14 protein-coding genes are annotated in these 21,072 nt (G+C 56.1%); 6 read left to right on the top strand and 8 right to left on the bottom strand.

All coding sequences use genetic code 11. The features are described from left to right. Positions 1-50: 50 nt before the first annotated feature. The 4 genes from yrfG (at position 51) to pckA (ending at position 4,006) form a co-directional block, all read left to right on the top strand. Positions 51-734, top strand: a complete 684-nt coding sequence (gene yrfG, locus K7H21_RS01840; RefSeq protein ID WP_223035535.1) for a GMP/IMP nucleotidase — start codon at positions 51-53, stop codon at positions 732-734. Continuing rightward, positions 731-1,132 carry a ribosome-associated heat shock protein Hsp15 gene (gene hslR / locus K7H21_RS01835; RefSeq protein ID WP_004126060.1) on the top strand — a complete coding sequence of 134 codons (402 nt, stop codon included), beginning with the start codon at positions 731-733 and terminating at the stop codon, positions 1,130-1,132. The genes yrfG and hslR overlap by 4 nt, the downstream gene beginning before the upstream one ends. An 18-nt stretch (positions 1,133-1,150) precedes the next feature. Next, a complete protein-coding gene (gene hslO / locus K7H21_RS01830) occupies positions 1,151-2,035 on the top strand; it encodes an Hsp33 family molecular chaperone HslO (RefSeq protein ID WP_162626051.1) in 885 nt (294 codons plus the stop codon). Between the two features lie 348 nt (positions 2,036-2,383). Further along, positions 2,384-4,006: a phosphoenolpyruvate carboxykinase (ATP) gene (gene pckA, locus K7H21_RS01825; protein ID WP_004126067.1), complete on the top strand. Its 1,623-nt coding sequence runs from the start codon at positions 2,384-2,386 to the stop codon at positions 4,004-4,006. Positions 4,007-4,052: 46 nt separating this feature from the next. Here pckA and malQ read toward each other — a convergent pair whose 3' ends face one another. Both malQ and malP read right to left on the bottom strand, forming a co-directional pair. Further along, the gene (malQ, locus tag K7H21_RS01820) at positions 4,053-6,146 is read right to left on the bottom strand and encodes a 4-alpha-glucanotransferase (protein WP_223035534.1); all 2,094 of its coding nucleotides are present in this window, start codon (positions 6,144-6,146) and stop codon (positions 4,053-4,055) included. A 10-nt stretch (positions 6,147-6,156) separates the two neighbouring features. After that, a complete protein-coding gene (malP, locus tag K7H21_RS01815) occupies positions 6,157-8,547 on the bottom strand; it encodes a maltodextrin phosphorylase (protein ID WP_139529720.1) in 2,391 nt (796 codons plus the stop codon). Positions 8,548-9,166: 619 nt separating this feature from the next. Here malP and malT point away from each other — a divergent pair. Continuing rightward, positions 9,167-11,872, top strand: a complete 2,706-nt coding sequence (gene malT / locus K7H21_RS01810; RefSeq protein WP_004126077.1) for an HTH-type transcriptional regulator MalT — start codon at positions 9,167-9,169, stop codon at positions 11,870-11,872. Between the two features lie 167 nt (positions 11,873-12,039). Here malT and K7H21_RS01805 read toward each other — a convergent pair whose 3' ends face one another. From K7H21_RS01805 to glpE, 3 genes are read right to left on the bottom strand one after another with little or no spacing between them, the layout of a single operon-like run. Beyond that, the gene (locus K7H21_RS01805; protein WP_004126080.1) at positions 12,040-12,798 is read right to left on the bottom strand and encodes a DeoR/GlpR family transcriptional regulator; all 759 of its coding nucleotides are present in this window, start codon (positions 12,796-12,798) and stop codon (positions 12,040-12,042) included. A gap of 19 nt (positions 12,799-12,817) precedes the next feature. Next, entirely contained in the window at positions 12,818-13,648 is an 831-nt protein-coding gene (glpG, locus tag K7H21_RS01800; protein ID WP_032741973.1) for a rhomboid family intramembrane serine protease GlpG, read from the bottom strand. Positions 13,649-13,707: 59 nt separating this feature from the next. Beyond that, on the bottom strand, positions 13,708-14,037 hold the full coding sequence (glpE, locus tag K7H21_RS01795) for a thiosulfate sulfurtransferase GlpE (RefSeq protein ID WP_004126086.1): 330 nt from the start codon (positions 14,035-14,037) through the stop codon (positions 13,708-13,710). A 211-nt stretch (positions 14,038-14,248) separates the two neighbouring features. Between glpE and glpD the strand changes: the two genes are divergently transcribed. After that, the gene (glpD, locus tag K7H21_RS01790) at positions 14,249-15,757 is read left to right on the top strand and encodes a glycerol-3-phosphate dehydrogenase (protein ID WP_004126088.1); all 1,509 of its coding nucleotides are present in this window, start codon (positions 14,249-14,251) and stop codon (positions 15,755-15,757) included. A 52-nt stretch (positions 15,758-15,809) separates the two neighbouring features. On the opposite strand, the gene glgP is transcribed toward glpD, so the two are convergent. Genes glgP through glgC form a run of 3 tightly spaced genes read right to left on the bottom strand, consistent with a single transcriptional unit; the run spans position 15,810 to position 21,001 of the window. After that, complete coding sequence (gene glgP, locus K7H21_RS01785) at positions 15,810-18,257, bottom strand: glycogen phosphorylase (RefSeq protein ID WP_004126089.1); 2,448 nt, start codon at positions 18,255-18,257, stop codon at positions 15,810-15,812. A gap of 15 nt (positions 18,258-18,272) precedes the next feature. Continuing rightward, complete coding sequence (gene glgA, locus K7H21_RS01780; RefSeq protein WP_004126091.1) at positions 18,273-19,706, bottom strand: glycogen synthase GlgA; 1,434 nt, start codon at positions 19,704-19,706, stop codon at positions 18,273-18,275. Next, the gene (glgC, locus tag K7H21_RS01775; RefSeq protein ID WP_004126094.1) at positions 19,706-21,001 is read right to left on the bottom strand and encodes a glucose-1-phosphate adenylyltransferase; all 1,296 of its coding nucleotides are present in this window, start codon (positions 20,999-21,001) and stop codon (positions 19,706-19,708) included. Before glgC ends, glgA begins: the two co-directional genes overlap by 1 nt. Positions 21,002-21,072: the final 71 nt, after the last annotated feature.

Below are 21,072 nucleotides of genomic sequence, written 5' to 3'. Positions count from 1 at the left end.
CGGGGTGTGATACCCTGTCGCGCAATTTCCCCCCTCGCTGGAGACTGACCATGCATTTTGATATCGCCTGGCAAGAGGTTGATACCGTTCTGCTGGATATGGACGGTACGCTGCTCGACCTCGCCTTCGACAACTACTTCTGGCAAAAACTGGTTCCGGAAACCTGGGGCGCCGCGCGGGGGCTCAACCTGCAGGAAGCCAGAGACGCGATGCGCCAGGAGTATCATGCGGTACAACATACGCTAAACTGGTACTGCCTGGACTACTGGAGCGAGCGTCTGGGTTTGGATATTTGTGCGATGACCAGCGAGCAGGGGCCAAGGGCCGCGCTGCGTGAAGATACCGTGCCGTTCCTTGAGGCGCTTAAAACCAGCGGCAAACGGCGGATTTTGCTGACCAATGCCCACCCGCATAATCTGGCGGTGAAGCTAAAGCATACCGGTCTGGACGCGCACCTTGATTTATTGCTTTCCACCCACACATTTGGTTATCCGAAAGAGGATCAGCGGCTGTGGCGCGCAGTGGCTGAAGAAACCGGCTTCGACGCGCGCAATACGCTGTTCGTCGACGATAACGAGGCGATTCTGGACGCGGCGGCGGAGTACGGCATCCGCTATTGCCTGGGTATCACCAACCCCGACTCCGGGCTGGCGGAAAAAAGCTACGCTCGCCATCCTGGGTTGAACGACTACCGGCATCTGATCCCCTCGCTGACCCTACAGGAGAGGCCATGAAAGAAAAACCCGTCGAAGCCGTCAGGCTGGACAAATGGCTGTGGGCAGCCCGCATTTATAAAACCCGAGCGCTGGCGCGCGAGATGATTGAAGGCGGCAAAGTGCACTATAACGGGCAGCGCAGTAAGCCTGGCAAAGTGGTCGAGCTGAACGCGACCCTGATGCTCCGCCAGGGCAATGACGAACGCACCATTGTGGTAAAAGGCATTACCGAACAGCGCAGGCCCGCCAGTGAAGCCGTCGCGCTTTATGAAGAGACGGCTGAGAGCATCGAGAAACGCGAGAAAGTGGCGCTGGCGCGGAAAATGAACGCCCTAACCATGCCGCATCCCGACAGGCGACCGGATAAGAAAGAGCGCCGCGACCTGATGAGATTTAAACACGGCGATAGTGAATAACTGTGGCCCGCAAGAGAGATGATTATGACTCAACACGATCAATTACACCGCTATCTTTTTGAAAACTATGCCGTACGCGGTGAGCTGGTAACAGTTTCAGAAACTTTAGAACAGATTCTGACCAACCATAGCTACCCGCAGCCGGTGAAAACCTTGCTGGCGGAACTGCTGGTCGCTACCAGCCTGCTGACCGCCACGCTGAAGTTCGCGGGCGATATTACCGTTCAGCTGCAGGGCGATGGCCCGCTGTCGCTGGCGGTGATCAACGGCAACAACCAGCAGCAGATGCGCGGTGTCGCCCGCACCCAGGGCGAGATCCCGGAAGGGGCGGACCTGAAAACCATGGTCGGTAATGGTTATCTGGTCATTACCATCTCTCCGGAAGAGGGCGAGCGCTATCAGGGCGTGGTTGGTCTTGAAGGCGATACGCTGGCGGCCTGCCTCGAAGATTACTTCCAGCGCTCCGAACAGCTGCCAACCCGACTGATCATCCGTAGCGGTGAACACGAAGGTAAACCAATGGCCGGCGGCATGCTGCTGCAGGTTCTGCCGGCGCAGGACGCGCAGGCGGCTGATTTCGAACATCTGAGCACCCTGACCGAAACCATCAAAGCTGAAGAGCTGTTTACCCTGCCCGCGAACGATGTGCTCTGGCGCCTGTATCACGAAGAAGAAGTCACCGTTTACGAGCCGCAGGGCGTTGAGTTTAAATGCACCTGCTCTCGCGAGCGCTGCGCCGGCGCGCTGAAAACGCTGCCGGATGAGGAGATCGATAGCATCCTGGCCGACGAAGGAGAAATCGATATGCACTGCGACTATTGCGGTAATCATTACATCTTTAATGCGATGGATATTGCCGAAATTCGTAACAACGCCTCCCCGGCCGATCCGCAAATCCACTAATCCCCACTCTGTCAGGCGCGGTTTTCCTCCTCGCGCCTGACGTCAACGATTTTTCTTCGCGTGGTGAATCGATTCCCCATGAAAGAGTTACGTAATTTTCTTTCAGGTAAGCGATTACATTCACATTTCAACAGTTTTTTTAATTACTTTTTAACCATTAAGAAACATCTACCCCCACTGTAGCCCTAATTCCTGAGATAATCCCCTACGCCTCGTGACAGGAGTCACAACGTTTTTCGTAAGTCCGCCGTTTGTCGAGATACGTAAATCTATGAGCCTGGTCGCGGTCTATACCCCGTAATAAACCCTACAATTTAAAGCAGTACATATTGGCTAAGGAGCAGTGACATGCGCGTTAATAATGGTTTAACCCCGCAGGATCTCAAGGCTTATGGTATCAATGACGTCCAGGATATCGTCCATAACCCCAGTTACGATACATTGTATCAGGAAGAGCTCGCCCCCAATCTGGAAGGTTATGAACGTGGCGTATTAACAAATCTTGGTGCAATCGCCGTAGATACCGGTATTTTTACCGGCCGTTCTCCAAAAGATAAGTATATCGTTCGTGACGACACCACCCGCGATACCGTGTGGTGGGCCGATAAAGGCAAAGGTAAGAACGACAACAAGCCGCTTTCTGAGGAAACGTGGCAGCACCTGAAGGGGCTGGTGACCCGCCAGCTCTCCGGCAAGCGCCTGTTTATCGTTGACGCCTTCTGCGGCGCCAATGCCGACACCCGCCTGAGCGTCCGCTTTATTACCGAAGTCGCCTGGCAGGCGCATTTCGTGAAAAACATGTTTATTCGCCCAAGCGAGGAAGAGCTGGCAAACTTCAAGCCGGATTTCATCGTGATGAACGGCGCTAAGTGCACCAACCCGCAGTGGAAAGAACAGGGCCTGAACTCCGAAAACTTCGTCGCGTTCAACCTGACCGAGCGCATCCAGCTTATCGGCGGAACCTGGTACGGCGGCGAAATGAAAAAAGGGATGTTCTCGATCATGAACTACCTGCTGCCGCTGAAGGGCATCGCTTCCATGCACTGCTCCGCCAACGTCGGGGAAAAAGAGGATGTCGCTATCTTCTTCGGCCTTTCCGGTACCGGCAAGACCACCCTCTCTACCGATCCGAAACGCCGCCTGATTGGCGATGACGAACACGGCTGGGATGACGACGGGGTATTCAACTTCGAAGGCGGCTGCTACGCCAAGACCATTAAGCTATCCGAAGCCGCAGAGCCGGATATCTACCATGCGATTCGCCGCGATGCGCTGCTGGAGAATGTGGTCGTGCTGGCTGACGGCACCATCGATTTTAACGACGGTTCAAAGACCGAAAACACCCGCGTCTCTTATCCGATCAATCATATCGAGAACATCGTTAAGCCCATCTCCAAAGCCGGTCATGCCACCAAGGTTATCTTCCTCACCGCTGACGCCTTTGGCGTTCTGCCGCCGGTTTCTCGTCTGACCGCCGACCAGACCCAGTACCACTTCCTGTCTGGCTTCACCGCCAAGCTGGCCGGTACCGAGCGCGGCGTCACGGAGCCGACGCCAACCTTCTCCGCCTGCTTTGGCGCCGCCTTCCTGTCTCTGCACCCAACGCAGTACGCAGAAGTGCTAGTGAAACGCATGCAGGCTTCCGGCGCCCAGGCCTATCTGGTCAACACCGGCTGGAACGGTACCGGCAAACGTATCTCGATCAAAGATACTCGCGCCATTATCGATGCGATTCTTGATGGTTCACTGGACAATGCCGAAACCTTCACTCTGCCGATGTTTGAGCTGCAGATCCCGACCGAGCTGCCGGGGGTGGATACCCATATCCTCGACCCGCGCAACACCTACGGCTCGCCAGAGCAGTGGCAGGAAAAAGCGGAGCAGCTGGCGAAGCTATTCATCGAGAACTTTGAGAAATACACCGATACACCAGCAGGCGCTGCGCTAGTAGCCGCTGGGCCGAAACGCTAAAGAGAATAAAAAGCCGGGAATCGCTTCCCGGCTTTTTTGGCTTACATCAGGCTGGCTTCTTCTTACTCGCCGCCTTGCGCCGCTTATCCAGATCCTTAATCAGCTTATTTACCTGCTCATCGGCAAACATCGCCTGAAGCGTAGTGGAAAGCTTACGACGCCAGTTTGGATACTCGGTGCTGGTCCCGGGAATATTGACCGGCTCGGCCATCACCAGCCAATCTTCCGGCTGCAGGCCCAGCAGCGCGCTGTTGCTGTCGGCGATATAGCGCTGCATTCCGCGATTCAGGGTTGGCGTCATCGCCATCAGCGACGCTTTATGTCCGGTACGCTTTGGCAGACAGCCATAGCGGTGCAGAGCATCCAGCAGCCCCTGCTTCGCCAGCTCGCGATCCTGATACAGTCCGCGTAATACCACCTCATCCGGATACAGGCCGAGTGATTTACCCAGCGTCAGGTCGCCGCTTTCCCAGTAGCCGCGCAACGTTGGCAGGTCATGCGTCGTTGCCACAGCCATTGATTGCTCCGGATACGCCTTCGGCGCACGGAAAGTCTTTTCGTGGTCATTTTCGAAATAGAGCACTTTGTAGGAGTAAACGCCGCTTTTACGCAGCTTGCCGACGATCTCAACCGGTACGGTTCCCAGATCCTCGCCGATCACCATACAGCGATGACGCTTACTCTCCAGCGCCAGAATCGACAAAAGATCGTCTACCGGATACTGCACATAGGCGCCGTGATCGGCCGTCTCGCCGTAAGGGATCCACCACAAACGCAGCACCGACATGACATGATCGATGCGTAGCGCCCCGCAGTTTTGCATATTCGCGCGCAACAGCTCGACGAAAGGCTCATAGGCGCGCGCCACCATGATATGCGGATCCATCGGCGGCAGACCCCAGTTTTGCCCCAGCGGGCCCAGGATATCTGGGGGCGCGCCGACGGAGGCTTTCAGGCAGTACAGCTCGCGATCGCACCAGGTTTCCGCCCCGCCTTCCGCAACGCCCACCGCCAGGTCGCGATACAGGCCGATCGGCATGGCGTCGTTTTGGCTGGTATGCCAGCACTCGGCAAACTGGGTATAAGCGAGCCACTGCAGCCACAGGTAAAAATTCACCTCATCGGCATGTTCGGTGCAGAACGTTTTAACCTCCGGGCTATCGGTATCCTGATAAGCCTTCGGCCACGCGGGCCAGCCCCAGCGCATCGGGTCCTGTTGCACCTGCCAGGCATGCAGCGCGTCAAACGCCGCCTGCCAGTACAGGCTGTCGCCCTCGCGGGTGACAAACTGGCGAAACTCCGCCATCGCCTCATCGTTGCGCGCAGAAAAACCTTTCCAGGCCATGCGCAGCGCGGTGAGCTTAAGGGCGGTCACGGCGGTATAGTCAACGTCATCGGTCTGGCGCGCGGCCTGTAAAGTCTGCTGCGTAGCCGGTGATTGCCACCATTTCTGCGCCTCTTTGCTATGACGGAAATCCTCTACCGCATTGACGTCAATATAGATAACGTTGAGCCAGCGGCGCGAAGAGGGGCTGTACGGACTGGCGCTCTCCGGGTTAGCCGGATAGAGCGCGTGAATCGGGTTAAGTCCGATAAACGAGCCACCCCGGCGGGCGATTTCCGGCAGCATCGCGCGTAAATCGCCGAAGTCGCCAATCCCCCAGTTCTTCTCCGAGCGCAGCGTATACAGCTGCACGCAGGTTCCCCACAGTTTCTGGCCATCCTTCAGCGCCTGCGGTTCGTAGCAGCGCGCGGGCGCGACGATCGCCCGGCAGTGCCAGCGATCGCCGTCCTGAGTCAGCGTGAGCGTATGATACCCTTCCGGTAATCTTGCCGGCAGCGGCAGCGTTTCACCGCCGCGCGCCTGGCCCTGATACTGTTTCCCTTCTTCGGTAGTGAGGATCCAGTGAAACTCCCCCTGACCCGCTATCGGCAGAGACATCTTTTTGCCGTGGGTGAACACCTGCACCGCTGGCAGTGGGTTAACCACCGCCTTCGGGGTGATGGTGGTACGATGCATCGCATCAAGCAGCCGCTGCTTGGTGGCCGCAGCAATGGACTGCGGCTTACCGTGCGCGTTGATATAGCTTGGGCTTATTCCCGCCGCCAGGGCTGCGTTATCAAGGCGTTTAGTCTCCATAGGCCTGTCCTTAGCGTTTTGCCTGCCAGATACGTTGCTGATAATCGCGAATCGAGCGGTCGGAGCTGAACATGCCGCAGCGCGCGGTATTCAGAATCGTCGCGCGCGTCCAGGCTTCCTGGTCGCGATACAGCTCATCAACCTGCTTCTGCGCCGCCACGTAGGCTTCAAAATCTGCCAGCACCAGGTACGGGTCGCCGCCTTTCAGCAGGCTGTGCAGCATCTGGTCGAAAGCATGCTTATCACCATCGCTGTATTTACCGCTCTCCAGCTCTTTTAGCACCGCGTCCAGCAGCTTGTCTTTCTTACGCCATTTCAGCGGATCGTAGCCTTTGGCCTTCAGCGCTTTCACTTCTTCCACGGTATGACCGAAGATAAAAATGTTTTCTTCGCCTACCTGCTCAGCGATTTCCACGTTCGCTCCATCCAGGGTTCCCACGGTCAGTGCGCCGTTCAGCGCCAGCTTCATGTTGCCGGTACCGGAGGCCTCTTTACCCGCCGTTGAGATCTGCTCGGAGACATCCGCCGCCGGGATCAGCATTTCCGCCGCCGAGACGCAGTAATCCGGCAGGAATACCACTTTCAGCTTATCGCCGACCAGCGGATCGTTGTTGATCGCGGCGGCAACCTTATTGATCGCCCAGATAATATTCTTCGCCAGATAGTAGCCCGGCGCCGCTTTCGCGCCGAACAGGAACACGCGCGGTACGCGGTCCGCCTGCGGGTTCTCGCGAATTTCTTTGTACTGCGCAAGAATATTCAGCAGGTTCAGGTGCTGGCGTTTGTACTCGTGCAGGCGCTTGATCTGGATATCGAAAATCGCCTGCGGATTAATCTCGATACCGGTACGCCGCTTCACAAACTCCGCCAGACGAACTTTGTTAGCCAGCTTAATGTCGCGATACATCTGACGGAACTTAGCGTCATCGGCATATTTTTCGAGGTTGATCAGCTGGTCGAGATCGTTGGCCCACTCTTTCTTCAGGGTTTTATCCAGCAGCGCGGCCAGAGCCGGGTTGCACTGTTTGATCCAGCGGCGCGGGGTAATACCGTTGGTGACGTTATGGAATTTATTCGGCCACAGCTGGTGATATTCCGGGAACAGATCTTTCACCACCAGGTCGGAGTGCAGCGCGGCAACGCCATTAACCGCAAAGCCGCTCACCACGCACATGTTCGCCATGCGAACCTGTTTATCGTGCACCACCGCCAGTTTCGCCCACACCTGCTTATCACCCGGCCAGGTTTTATCCACCAGCGTTTTAAAGCGGTCATTAATCTGTTTGATGATCTGCATGTGGCGCGGCAGAAGCGCTTTCACCAGCTTCTCATCCCAGCACTCCAGCGCTTCCGGCATCAGGGTGTGGTTGGTATACGCGAAGGTTTTGCTGGTAATTGCCCAGGCGTCGTCCCAGCTCAGCTGATGCTCATCAATCAGCACGCGCAGCAGTTCCGGAATCGCAATCGTCGGGTGAGTATCGTTAAGCTGGATGACTTCATAATCCGCCAGCTCCGCCAGCTTGCGGCCCGCCAGATGATGGCGACGCAGAATATCGGCAACCGAACAGGCGCACTGGAAGTACTGCTGCATCAGACGCAGTTTTTTACCCGCCTGATGGTTATCGTTCGGGTAGAGAACTTTCGTCAGTTTTTCGGCGTCAATGCCCTGCTGTTCGGCACGCAGGAAATCGCCATCGTTGAATTTGGTCAGGTTAAACGGGTGCGCGTGCTTAGCCTGCCACAGGCGCAGCGGCTGAGCCACGTTGTTACGGTAGCCCAGCACCGGCAGATCCCAGGCTTCGCCGGTAATCACGAATGCCGGTATCCACTCACCACTTTTGGTCACTTTACCGCCGAGGCCAACCTGCACGTCCAGTGCTTCGTTGTGGCGGAACCACGGGTAGCTATTACGCCCCCAGTCATCCGGCGCTTCCATCTGCTGGCCATCAGCGAAAGATTGGCGGAACAGGCCGTACTGGTAGTTCAGGCCGTAGCCGGTCGCCGATTGTCCCACGGTGGCCATAGAATCAAGGAAACATGCCGCCAGACGACCGAGGCCGCCGTTGCCCAGGCCCGGGTCGATTTCCTCTTCCAGCAGGTCGGTCAGGTTAACGTCATGCGCCTGAAGCTCATCGCTGACCTGCTGATACCAGCCAAGGTTAAGCAGGTTGTTGCCGGTCAGGCGACCAATCAAAAACTCCATGGAGATATAGTTTACGTGGCGCTGCCCTTCGGCCGCTTGCGCTACCGGCTGAGCCGACAACAGCTCGGACAGCGCGCCGCTTACGGCGCGCCACCACTGACGCTGGGTCATCTCGGAAGCGGACTGTAAACCAAAATGCTGCCACTGACGCGTCAGTGCAGCCTGAAACTGAGCTTTGTTAAAAGAAGTCTGTGACATAAGTAATCCGGGTCCTTTACTAAAACGTTAGCGTTAGTGTGCCGACCTCCCGGAGTCACGTCCTCATCCCGCCAGGGATTAGCCGGGGAGGAGTAGCAGGGATGAGCGAAAAGTGTGATCGTGGCCACTATTACGTTAGCTTACCGGCAAAAATTATGCTGCAAAATTCGCCACGCCGGAACCACAAATCGGCCTGCTTACCGCGCTAAATTTTGTTACAAGCCAGGACGATAAAAGCGGGCAAAACATCGATTTGTAAATATTGCCAAATAAAAGTAAATATCTGCAGAATAAACGGACTGTAATGCAGAAATAGCTCAAAAAGATGACTTATAAGATTTCACTGATAATATTTCATTAAAAACAAACAGCTACTAATTTTGTAATAAAAGATTAGCTTATCGTGCCTAAAACTTCCGCAATCCCAATAACCGCGCGCGCTGCCGCGCATTTATATGAATTTCTCTCACTATGCAAATTTGTGACATAGAGCAAATTCAAGAGCATAAAACTCGGACATAACTTGCAATAAAATTCATTATGGCCGACCTTATTGGATATTAATTACGAAGCGCAAAAAAATTCGCAATTCCTCACTTGCACAGCGAAATGAAGAACTATGTTGATTCCGTCTAAATTAAGTCGCCCGGTCCGCCTTGAACACACTGTGGTTCGTGAGCGATTGCTGGCGAAACTTTCCGGCGCGAACAATTATCGTCTCGCGTTGGTGACCAGTCCGGCTGGATACGGTAAAACCACGCTCGTTTCTCAATGGGCGGCGGGGAAAAACGATCTCGGCTGGTTCTCGCTGGATGAAGGCGATAACCAACAGGAGCGTTTTGCCAGCTATCTTATCGCCGCCGTTCAGCAGGCGACAGGCGGCCACTGTGCGGCCAGCGAAGCGATGGTGCAAAAGCGCCAGTACGCCAGCCTGCCCTCTCTCTTCGCGCAACTGTTTATTGAGCTGGCCGACTGGCAGCGCCCGTTATTCCTGGTGATTGATGATTATCATCTGATCACCAATCCGGTTATTCATGATGCGATGCGTTTCTTCCTCCGCCATCAGCCGGAAAATATGACGCTGGTGGTGCTGTCGCGTAATCTGCCGCAGCTGGGTATCGCCAACCTGCGCGTGCGCGATCAGCTGCTGGAAATCGGCAGCCAGCAGCTCGCTTTTACCCATCAGGAAGCGAAGCAGTTTTTCGACTGTCGTCTCAGTTCGCCTATTGAGGCCGACGATAGCAAAAGGCTGTGCGACGATGTTGCCGGCTGGGCCACCGCGCTGCAGCTGATTGCCCTCTCGGCGCGCCAGAACAATACTTCCGCCCATCACTCCGCCCGTCGTCTTGCCGGTATTAACGCCAGCCATCTTTCTGACTATCTGGTCGATGAGGTGCTGGATAACGTGGACCCGCGGACGCGTAACTTCCTGCTAAAAAGCTCGCTGCTGCGCTCGATGAACGATGCGCTCATCGTCCGCGTCACCGGCGAAGAGAATGGCCAGATGCAGCTGGAAGAAATTGAGCGTCAGGGATTATTCCTGCAGCGGATGGACGACTCCGGCGAATGGTTTCGCTACCATCCGCTGTTCGGCAACTTCCTGCGCCAGCGCTGCCAGTGGGAGCTGGCGGTCGAACTGCCGGAAATTCACCGTGCGGCCGCTGAGAGCTGGATGGCGCAAGGCTTCCCGAGCGAAGCTATTCATCACGCCCTGGCCGCGGGTGACGCCAAAATGCTGCGCGATATTCTGCTCAACCACGCGTGGGGCATGTTTAACCACAGCGAGCTGAGTTTGCTGGAACAGTCCCTCGCCGCGCTGCCTTGGTCAAACCTGCTGGAAAACCCGCGTTTGATTCTTTTGCAGGCCTGGCTGATGCAGAGCCAGCACCGCTATAGTGAAGTCAATACCCTGCTGGCGCGCGCCGAGCAGGAGATGGATTCGGAAATGGACACCGCCATGCACGGCGATTTCAACGCCCTGCGTGCCCAGGTGGCGATCAACGCCGGCGATCAGGACGAAGCCGAGCGCCTGGCGATGGTGGCCCTTGATGAACTACCGCTGGCCAGCTACTACAGCCGCATCGTTGCCACATCCGTACACGGCGAAGTTCTGCACTGCAAAGGCCAGTTGAGCAAATCGCTGGCGGTCATGCAGCAGACGGAACAGATGGCCCGCCGTCATGACGTCTGGCACTACGCGTTATGGAGCATGATCCAGCAAAGCGAAATTCTCTTCGCACAGGGCTTCCTGCAGGCCGCCTGGGAAATTCAGGAAAAAGCTTTCCAGCTCATTCGTGAACAGCATCTGGAACAGCTGCCGATGCATGAGTTCCTGCTGCGTATTCGTTCCCAGCTCCTGTGGGCCTGGGCACGGCTGGATGAAGCGGAAACCTCCGCGCGCAGCGGCATGAACGTGCTCTCGTCCTATCAACCGCAGCAGCAGCTGCAGTGCCTGACGCTGATGGTGCAGTGCTCGCTGGCGCGCGGCGATCTGGATAACGCCCGCAGCCATTTGAATCGCCTGGAAAACCTGCTGGGCAACGGTCATTACCATAGCGACTGGGTATCCAATGCCGATAAAGTCCGGGTTATCTACTGGCAGATGATCGGCGACAAAGCCGCCGCGGCAAACTGGCTGCGCCAGACGCCAAAACCGGAGTTCGCCAATAACCACTTCCTGCAGAGCCAGTGGCGCAATATCGCCCGCGCGCAAATTCTGCTCGGCGATTTTGATTCCGCCGAAATGGTACTGGATGAGTTAAACGATAACGCCCGCTCGCTGCGTTTGATGAGCGATCTGAACCGCAACCTGCTGCTGCTCAACCAGCTCTACTGGCAGGCAGGGCGTAAGAGCGAGGCGCAAAAAGCGCTGCTGGAAGCGCTCACCCTCGCGAACCGCACCGGGTTTATTAATCATTTTGTCATTGAAGGCGAAGCGATGGCGCAGCAGCTGCGCCAGCTGATTCAGCTCAATACGCTACCGGAGCTGGAGCAGCACCGCGCCCAGCGTATTCTGCGCGATATCAACCAGCATCATCGCCATAAGTTCGCCCACTTTGACGAGAGCTTCGTCGAGCGGCTGCTGAACCATCCGGAAGTGCCGGAACTTATCCGTACCAGCCCGCTGACCCAGCGCGAATGGCAGGTGCTGGGGCTCATCTATTCCGGTTACAGCAACGAGCAGATCGCCGGTGAGCTGGACGTGGCCGCCACGACGATTAAAACACATATCCGTAATTTGTATCAGAAGTTGGGCGTGGCGCACCGCCAGGATGCCGTTCAGCATGCCCAGCAGCTGTTGAAAATGATGGGATACGGCGTATAAGCCGCTATCGGCTGGCCTTATACATCGCCACCCTGATAATTGCCGGCGGAAAAATTTCCCTCCGCCTGGCGTTCTCCCTCTTCATCACCGGAGATAAGCGCGTGACGTATCACCCGCGGCATCACGCCATGCGGCGCGCGTTGGCCTGCCCGGGAAAAGTTAATGAATCAGCACAGCTCCAGCTGAAGATTATTGTCGGTAATCACCTTCAGCACGCCGGCCGGCGGCATAACATCGGTGTAGACCGCATCAACCATACTGATGCTGCCCATATTAACCATCGCGTTACGGCCAAACTTAGAATGGTCAACGACCAGCATCACGTGACGAGAGTTTTCAATAATCGCCCGCTTGGTGCGCACTTCATGGTAGTCGAACTCCAGCAGTGAGCCATCGGTGTCGATACCGCTGATGCCGAGAATGCCGAAATCAAGACGAAACTGGGAGATAAAATCCAGGGTGGCTTCACCGATGATACCGCCGTCCCTGCTACGCAGCTCGCCGCCGGCCAGAATAATGCGGAAATCCTCTTTCACCATCAGCGTATTGGCGACGTTGAGGTTATTGGTGACGATACGCAGATCGTTATGGTTAAGCAGCGCATGGGCTACCGCTTCCGGCGTGGTACCGATATCGATAAACAGCGTCGCACCGTCGGGGATTTCGCTCGCCACCTTGCGGGCAATGCGCTCTTTTTCCTGAGTCTGGGTCGATTTCCTGTCGTGCCATGAAGTATTCACCGAGCTGGAAGGTAGCGCGGCGCCGCCGTGATGACGGAGGATCATTTTCTGATCGGCTAAATCATTCAGATCGCGGCGAATGGTCTGCGGGCTGACGGCAAACTGCTCGACAAGCTCTTCGGTACTGACGTATCCCTGTTTTTTTACCAGCTCGATAATCGCGTCATGACGTTGTGTTTGTTTCATGAAATATCCCTGGGAATCTCTACGTTCGTTTTCGCACATTCTGCGTATCAACAAACGCCATCGCCAGCCCGGTCACCAGACCGGCCACGTGCGCGCCGTTCGCAATCGACATGCCGAAAACATCAAACCAGCCAGCAATTAACCACACTAAAGAAAAGAGTATCAAGCCGCGCTGTAAATAAACGCCACTTTGCGGATCGCGCTCGCCTCGCAGCCAGACATAGCCCATTAGCGCATAGACCACGCCGGACAGTCCGCCAAACCACGGGCCGCTAAACTGATGCTGAACAAAGCCGCTCAGCAAGGCGCTGATTACGGTAATCACCACCAGTTTGCCGCTGCCAATGCGCTTTTCTACCGCTCCGCCGAGGTACCACCACCATAGCAGGTTGAACAAAATATGCATCAGCGAGAAGTGCATGAGCGCATGGCTAAAGTAGCGCCAGACTTCAAATTTCAGCGAAGGATCGTAGGGCCAGGCCAACAGCAGCATGACCGGTTGATCGCCAATGACCGTTTGCAGGACAAAGACGACGATGCAGGCGAAGAGCACGCCCCAGGTCACCGGCCCGGCGTTATGGCGAAGCGTCGCTAAAAAGGGGAAGCGCTGGTAGTGCAGCCCGCTGTTGGTGTGCCCCGACTGCCAGCTGGCGGCAAGGTATCGCGGATCGGCGGGATTTTCCAGAAAACGGGCCAGCTCGGCCTGCACGCGTCCAGCCTGGGACTCATCGGCCAGCCAGATATCGCTCTGCGTATGCTGCTGAATAGTCAGAATAATCCCCTGCGTCGCCATATAGTCGACAAACGCCTGGGCCACGCGCGGGTTGGCAAAAGAGGTAATCATTAACATGCAGCGGATCGCTTATTCCACACAAAGGGAGATATTATAGCCACAACCGACGCTAACGCCTAAAGTGCGCCATGCGCAACTTCCGCCGGGAAATGCCGATGCCAGGCATCAAACCCGCCGTCCACGCTATAAACCTTGTCGTAACCCTGCTGTAGCAGATACTGTGCGGCGCCTTTGCTGCTGTTGCCGTGATAACACATCACCATGACCGCCGTATCAAAATCGTTGTCGCGCATAAACGCGCCCAGCGTATCGTTAGTCAGATGAAAAGCGCCCGGCGTGTGGCCCATTGCATAGCTTTGCGGGTCGCGAATATCGACCAGCACCGCCGTCTGCTGGTGCATTTTCTGGTGGGCTTCTTCTACGTTAATACATTCAAAGCGATCCATAAGCTCTCTTCTTTATATACGGATATACAGGCAGGCGGCGAACGCCCTGGATTTTAGCGTCTAGTGTACAGCCTGGCGCTAAATAAATGCCAATATGTTACACGCATCACTCTGAAATGTTTTTTTGATGTTACCAATAGCGCGATTGTTTGCTATATTGAGCGATATCGAACATTTATGAGCTTAAACGAAAGTGTAAGAGGTGGCGAGCGTGGAAACCAAAGATCTGATTGTGATAGGGGGAGGCATCAACGGTGCCGGTATCGCGGCAGACGCCGCAGGGCGTGGTTTATCCGTGCTGATGCTGGAGGCGAACGATCTGGCCTGCGCCACATCCAGCGCCAGCTCAAAGCTGATTCATGGCGGGCTGCGCTACCTTGAACACTATGAGTTCCGCCTGGTGAGCGAAGCGCTGGCCGAGCGTGAAGTGTTATTAAAAATGGCCCCGCACATCGCCTTCCCGATGCGCTTTCGTTTACCGCATCGTCCGCACCTGCGTCCGGCGTGGATGATCCGCATTGGGCTGTTTATGTACGATCATCTGGGCAAGCGCACCAGTTTACCCAGCTCAACCGGGTTGCGTTTTGGCACAGAATCGGTACTTAAACCTGAAATCGTGCGCGGTTTCGAATATTCCGACTGCTGGGTCGACGATGCGCGCATGGTGCTGGCCAACGCCCAGATGGTTGTGCGTAAAGGCGGGGAAGTGCGCACACGAACCCGCGCCATCTCGGCAAAACGTGAAAACGGTTTGTGGATTGTTGAGGCAGAAGATATTGATAGCGGCGAGAAGTTTACCTGGCAGGCGCGCGGTCTGGTTAACGCCACTGGCCCGTGGGTTAAACAGTTCTTCGATGAAGGGATGCACCTGCGCTCACCGTACGGCATCCGTTTGATTAAGGGCAGCCATATCGTCGTGCCGCGCGTGCATGCGCAGAAGCAGGCCTACATCCTGCAAAATGAAGATAAACGTATTGTTTTTGTGATCCCGTGGATGGATGAATTCTCCATCATTGGCACCACCGACGTTGAATATAAAGGCGACCCAAAAGCCGTGGCGATCGACGGTAAAGAGATTAATTACCTGCTGAACGTCTATAACGCCCACTTTAAAAAGACGCTCACGCGGGACGATATTGTCTGGACCTACTCCGGCGTACGCCCGCTGTGCGACGATGAATCCGACTCACCGCAGGCGATCACCCGCGATTACACCCTCGATATTCACGATGAAAACGGACAGGCTCCGCTGCTGTCGGTCTTTGGCGGCAAGCTCACGACCTATCGTAAGCTTGCCGAGCATGCGCTGGAGAAACTGACGCCTTACTATAAAGGCATCGGCCCGGCATGGACCAAAACCGCGGTACTGCCCGGCGGCGATATCGGCGGCGACCGTGACGACTACGCGGCAAAGCTGCGCCGCCGCTTTTCGTTTATCAGCGAATCGATGGCCCGCCACTATGCGCGGACTTACGGCAGCAATAGCGAATGGATCCTCGGCGAAGCGACTTCACTTGCCGATCTGGGCGAAGATTTCGGCCACGAGTTTTATGAAGCCGAGCTGCGCTATCTGGTAGAACACGAGTGGGTACGCCGTCTGGACGACGCTATCTGGCGCCGGACCAAACAAGGTATGTGGCTGAATGCCGAGCAGCAGGCGCGCATCAGCGAGTGGCTGGCGCAGCACGCGGGAAAGTCTGAACTGTCGTTAGCGTCGTAAAACTGTAAATAGCAACGGGGCCTGGTGGCCCCGTTTTGTTATGGCTAACCCGCTACAGACGTACTGGATCGATATGCCAGATATGGTCGGCATACTCCTTGATCGTGCGGTCAGAAGAGAAGTAGCCCATATTGGCGATATTGAGCATCGCTTTGTTGGCCCACTCTTCCGGGTGAAGATACAGCTCATCCACCTTATCCTGACAATCCACGTAGCTACGAAAATCCGCCAGCACCTGGTAGTGGTCGCCAAAGTTAATCAGCGAATCCAGCAGATCGCGATAGCGGCCCGGCTCCGATGGGCTGAACAGGCCGGTGCCGATCTGCGTCAGCGCCTGGTGCAGCTCTTCATCCTGCTCATAGTAATCACGCGGTTTGTAGCCGTCGGCACGCAGGGCCTCCACCTCTTCCGCCGTATTACCGAAGATAAAGAAATTATCCGCCCCTACGTGCTCCTGCATCTCAACGTTAGCGCCGTCCAGAGTACCGATGGTTAACGCGCCGTTAAGCGCGAACTTCATATTACTGGTCCCGGAGGCCTCCGTTCCCGCCAGCGAAATCTGCTCGGAGAGATCCGCCGCCGGAATGATCAGTTGCGCGAGGCTGACGCTGTAGTTAGGGATAAACACCACTTTCAGCTTATCGCCAATCTGCGGATCGTTATTCACCACCGCCGCGACGTCGTTAATTAAATGAATAATATGTTTGGCCATGTAGTAAGCCGAAGCCGCCTTTCCGGCGAAGATATTCACCCGCGGCACCCACTCGGCGTCGGGGTTGGCCTTAATGCGATTGTAGCGAGTAATCACGTGCAGCACGTTCATCAGCTGACGTTTGTACTCGTGAATACGCTTGATCTGCACATCAAACAGCGCCTTCGGATTCACTACCACATTAAGCTGCTGACCAATGTAGTTCGCCAGCCGCTGCTTGTTTTCCAGCTTAGCCTGGCGCACCGCCTGGTTGACTTTCGGATAGTCAATATGCTGCTCCAGCTCCTTCAACTGGCTCAAATCCGTGCGCCAGTTATGGCCGATATTTTCATCCAGTACTTTTGATAGCGGCGGATTCGCCAGCGCCAGCCAGCGGCGCGGCGTCACGCCGTTCGTGACGTTGGTAAAGCGCATCGGGAAGATTTTGGCAAATTCGGCAAACAGCGACTCGACCATCAGCCGGGAGTGCAGCTCCGACACGCCGTTGACCTTATGGCTCACCACCACCGCCAGCCACGCCATACGTACGCGACGACCGTTGGACTCGTCGATAATCGACGTCCGGCCCAGCATCGCCGTATCGTTGGGGTACTGCTCCTGCAGGGTCTTCAGGAAATAGTCGTTGATCTCGAAGATAATCTGCAAATGACGCGGCAGGATTTTACCCAGCATCTCGACAGGCCAGGTCTCCAGCGCTTCGCTCATCAGGGTATGGTTGGTATAGGAGAAGACCTGGCAGGTCACCTCGAACGCCTCATCCCAGCTGAACTTATGCTCGTCAATCAGCAGGCGCATCAGCTCCGGAATCGACAGCACCGGATGCGTGTCGTTGAGATGAATCGCGATTTTGTCTGCCAGGTTGGCGTAGGTTTTATGCAGCTGGTAGTGGCGGCTGAGGATGTCCTGCACCGTCGCCGATACGAGGAAGTACTCCTGCCGCAGGCGCAGCTCGCGTCCTGAATAGGTCGAGTCATCCGGATAGAGCACCCGCGACACGTTCTCGGAATGGTTTTTATCTTCCACCGCCGCGAAGTAGTCGCCCTGGTTGAATTTACCGAGGTTGATCTCGCTGCTGGCCTGGGCGCTCCACAGGCGCAGCGTGTTGGTAGCGTCGGTGTCGAAGCCAGGGATAATCTGGTCATAGGCTTCTGCAATAATCTCTTCGGTCTCCACCCAGCGGGAGTATTTACCTTCCTGCTGAATACGGCCGCCGAAGCGCACTTTGTAACGCGTATTATGGCGCTCGAACTCCCACGGGTTGCCATACTCCAGCCAGTAATCCGGGGATTCTTTCTGCCGCCCATCGACAATATTCTGCTTAAACATCCCGTAGTCGTAGCGGATACCGTAGCCGCGGCCCGGTAACCCCAGCGCCGCAAGCGAATCGAGGAAGCAGGCCGCCAGACGACCAAGACCGCCGTTACCTAAGCCCGGGTCGTTTTCTTCATCAATTAATTCTTCAAGGTTCAGCCCCATCTCTTCCAGCGCGCTGTTCACATCTTCATAAATGCCGAGCGATAACAGCGCGTTGGACAACGTACGGCCAATCAAAAATTCCATCGACAGGTAGTAAACCTGGCGAACTTCCTGAGAAAGCTGCGCACGGTTTGAGCGCAGCCAGCGCTCAACCATGCGATCGCGAACGGCGAACAGCGTGGCGTTGAGCCATTCATGCTTGTTAGCGATAGCCGGATCTTTGCCGATGATAAACATCAGCTTATAAGCAATAGAGTGCTTTAACGCCTCAACGCTCAGGGTGGGTGATGAGTAGCTAAAAGGTACATTCATAGCTTTGGCTCCTGGTTACAGCAAGCGTTGATAAAGTTCGCGGTAAGAATTCGCGGCAACCTGCCAGCTAAAATCCATATTCATCGCCTGACGCTGGACGTAGCGCCAGAGCGATGGGCGCGACCACAGAACAAACGTGCGTCGAATCGCCCGCAGCAGCGACAAGGCGTTGCTGTCTTCAAAAACAAAGCCGGTAGCCAGACCATCGGCGAGGTTCTCCAGCGAGCAGTCGGAAACGGTATCCGCCAGGCCGCCGGTACGCCGCACCAGCGGTAGCGTGCCATACTTCAGTCCGTACAGCTGGGTTAAGCCGCACGGTTCAAAACGGCTCGGCACCAGAATCACATCGGCACCGCCCATAATGCGGTGCGAGAAGGCTTCATGGTAACCAATCTGTACGCCGACTTTACCCGGATGTTCGGCCGCGGCGGCAAGGAATCCCTCCTGCAGCACCGGATCGCCCGCCCCCAGCAGCGCCAGCTGGCCGCCCTGTTCAAGCAGGCCCGGCAGCGCTTCAAGCACCAGGTCCAGCCCTTTCTGGCTGGTCAGACGGCTGACAACGGCAAACAGCGGCGCTTTGTCATCCACCTTCAGACCCATGGCGATTTGCAACTGGCGTTTATTCTCCGCTTTTTCTTCCAGCCTATCGCGGTCATAGCGCGCGGCCAGCAGCAGGTCGCTTTCCGGATTCCAGATATGGTCATCCACCCCGTTGAGGATCCCGGAGAGGCGGCCCTCGTGCTGACGCTGACGCAGCAGCCCTTCCATCCCATAAGCGAACTGCGGCTCGGTGATTTCACGGGCATAGGTTGGACTGACCGCCGTAATGTGGTCGGCGTAATAGAGGCCGGCCTTCAGAAAGGAGATCTGGCCGTTAAATTCCAGTCCATGAACGTTGTAAAACGACCACGGCAGTTCAATGTCGTTCATATGCCACGAGTAGAACATCCCCTGGTAGGCCAGGTTATGCACCGTAAAGACCGACTTAGCTGGGTGACCGCGCGCCGCCAGATAGGCCGGCGTCAGGCCCGCATGCCAGTCGTGGGCGTGAACAACATCAGGGCGCCAGAAAGGATCCAGGCCGCAGGCCATCTCGCTGCCTACCCATCCCAGTAGCGCAAAGCGCAGCACGTTGTCGGTGTAAGCGTGCTGATTGGTATCGTGGTAAGGGCTCCCTGGCCGATCGTAGAGATGCGGGGCATCAATCAAATAGATGCCCACGCCGTTAAAGTGCCCGAACAGCAGGGTGATGCGCCCGGCAAAGGTCTCCCGGCGCGTCACCACCTGCGCATCCGTTACGCCGCGACGGAGATCGGGAAACGCGGGCAGGAGCACGCGTGTGTCGACGCCCCCTGCGATTTGCGCTGCAGGCAGCGCGCCGATCACATCCGCCAGTCCACCGGTTTTTAACAGCGGGAACATCTCTGAACATACATGTAATACCTGCATTAGCGCTCCTGTGGGTACCCCAATTTCCGCAGCATGTCGCGGGTGACCAGCACGATACCTTCCTCCGAGCGGTAGAAACGGCGTGCATCTTCTTCCGCGTTCTCCCCAACAACCATACCTTCCGGGATCACGCAAGCGCGGTCAATAATGCAGCGACGCAGGCGGCACGAACGGCCAACCCAAACCTCTGGCAACAAAACTGCCGAATCAATGTTACAGAATGAATTCACCCGCACGCGCGGGAACAGCACCGACTGCACGACCACCGAACCAGAGATAATACAGCCCCCGGAGACCAGCGAGTTCAGGGTCATCCCGTGGCTACCCGAGCGGTCCTGAACGAATTTTGCCGGTGGCAAAGGCTCCATATGGGTGCGAATCGGCCAGTTCTGATCGTACATATCCAGCTCCGGAGTCACCGAAGCCAGATCGAGGTTGGCTTTCCAGTAAGCTTCCAGGGTCCCCACATCGCGCCAGTAGGGTTCAGACTGCGGATCGGACTGCACGCAGGAGAGTGGGAAAGGATGTGCATAAGCCATGCCAGCTTTGGTGATTTTCGGGATGATGTCTTTACCAAAATCGTGGCTGGAGCTTTCGTCGTTATCGTCGTCTTCCAGCAGCTCATAAAGGTAATCCGCATCAAAGACATAGATACCCATACTCGCCAACGATTTGCTGGCATCGCCCGGCATCGCCGGAGGGTTAGCCGGCTTTTCGACGAAATCGATAATCTTATCGCTCTCGTCCACCGCCATCACCCCGAACGCCCGTGCTTCTTCAATAGGCACCGGCATACAGGCGACGGTGCAACGCGCGCCTTTTTCGACGTGATCGATAAGCATCCGCGAGTAGTCTTGTTTGTAAATATGGTCGCCCGCGAGGATAACGACGTACTCCGCCTTGTAGCGACGAATGATGTCGAGGTTCTGCGTCACCGCGTCCGCCGTGCCGCGATACCAGTTTTCCCCCTGCATCCTTTGCTGAGCGGGCAGCAGGTCAACAAACTCGTTCATCTCTTCATTGAAGAACGACCAGCCGCGCTGGATATGCTGCACCAGAGTATGCGATTGATACTGGGTGATGACGCCGATACGGCGAATGCCTGAGTTAATACAGTTAGATAACGCAAAATCGATAATGCGGAACTTGCCGCCGAAATGGACAGCAGGTTTCGCGCGTTTATTGGTCAGATCCTTCAGACGGGTACCACGTCCCCCAGCAAGGATCAGCGCAACGGATTTGATCGGCAACTGACGCGCCAGCATCAACGGATCGTTCTTTTCTACCCCAACCATAATTAACTCCTTTTTTACTCCCCAGCTTGCCTGCCCTTCTCGCCGCGCCGCCGCTTCGAGACCAACCGGAA

Origin of the sequence: Klebsiella sp. CTHL.F3a (assembly GCF_019890895.1) — a bacterium.
Lineage (GTDB): Bacteria > Pseudomonadota > Gammaproteobacteria > Enterobacterales > Enterobacteriaceae > Klebsiella > Klebsiella grimontii.
This window is presented reverse-complemented; position numbering and strand designations above follow the sequence as displayed.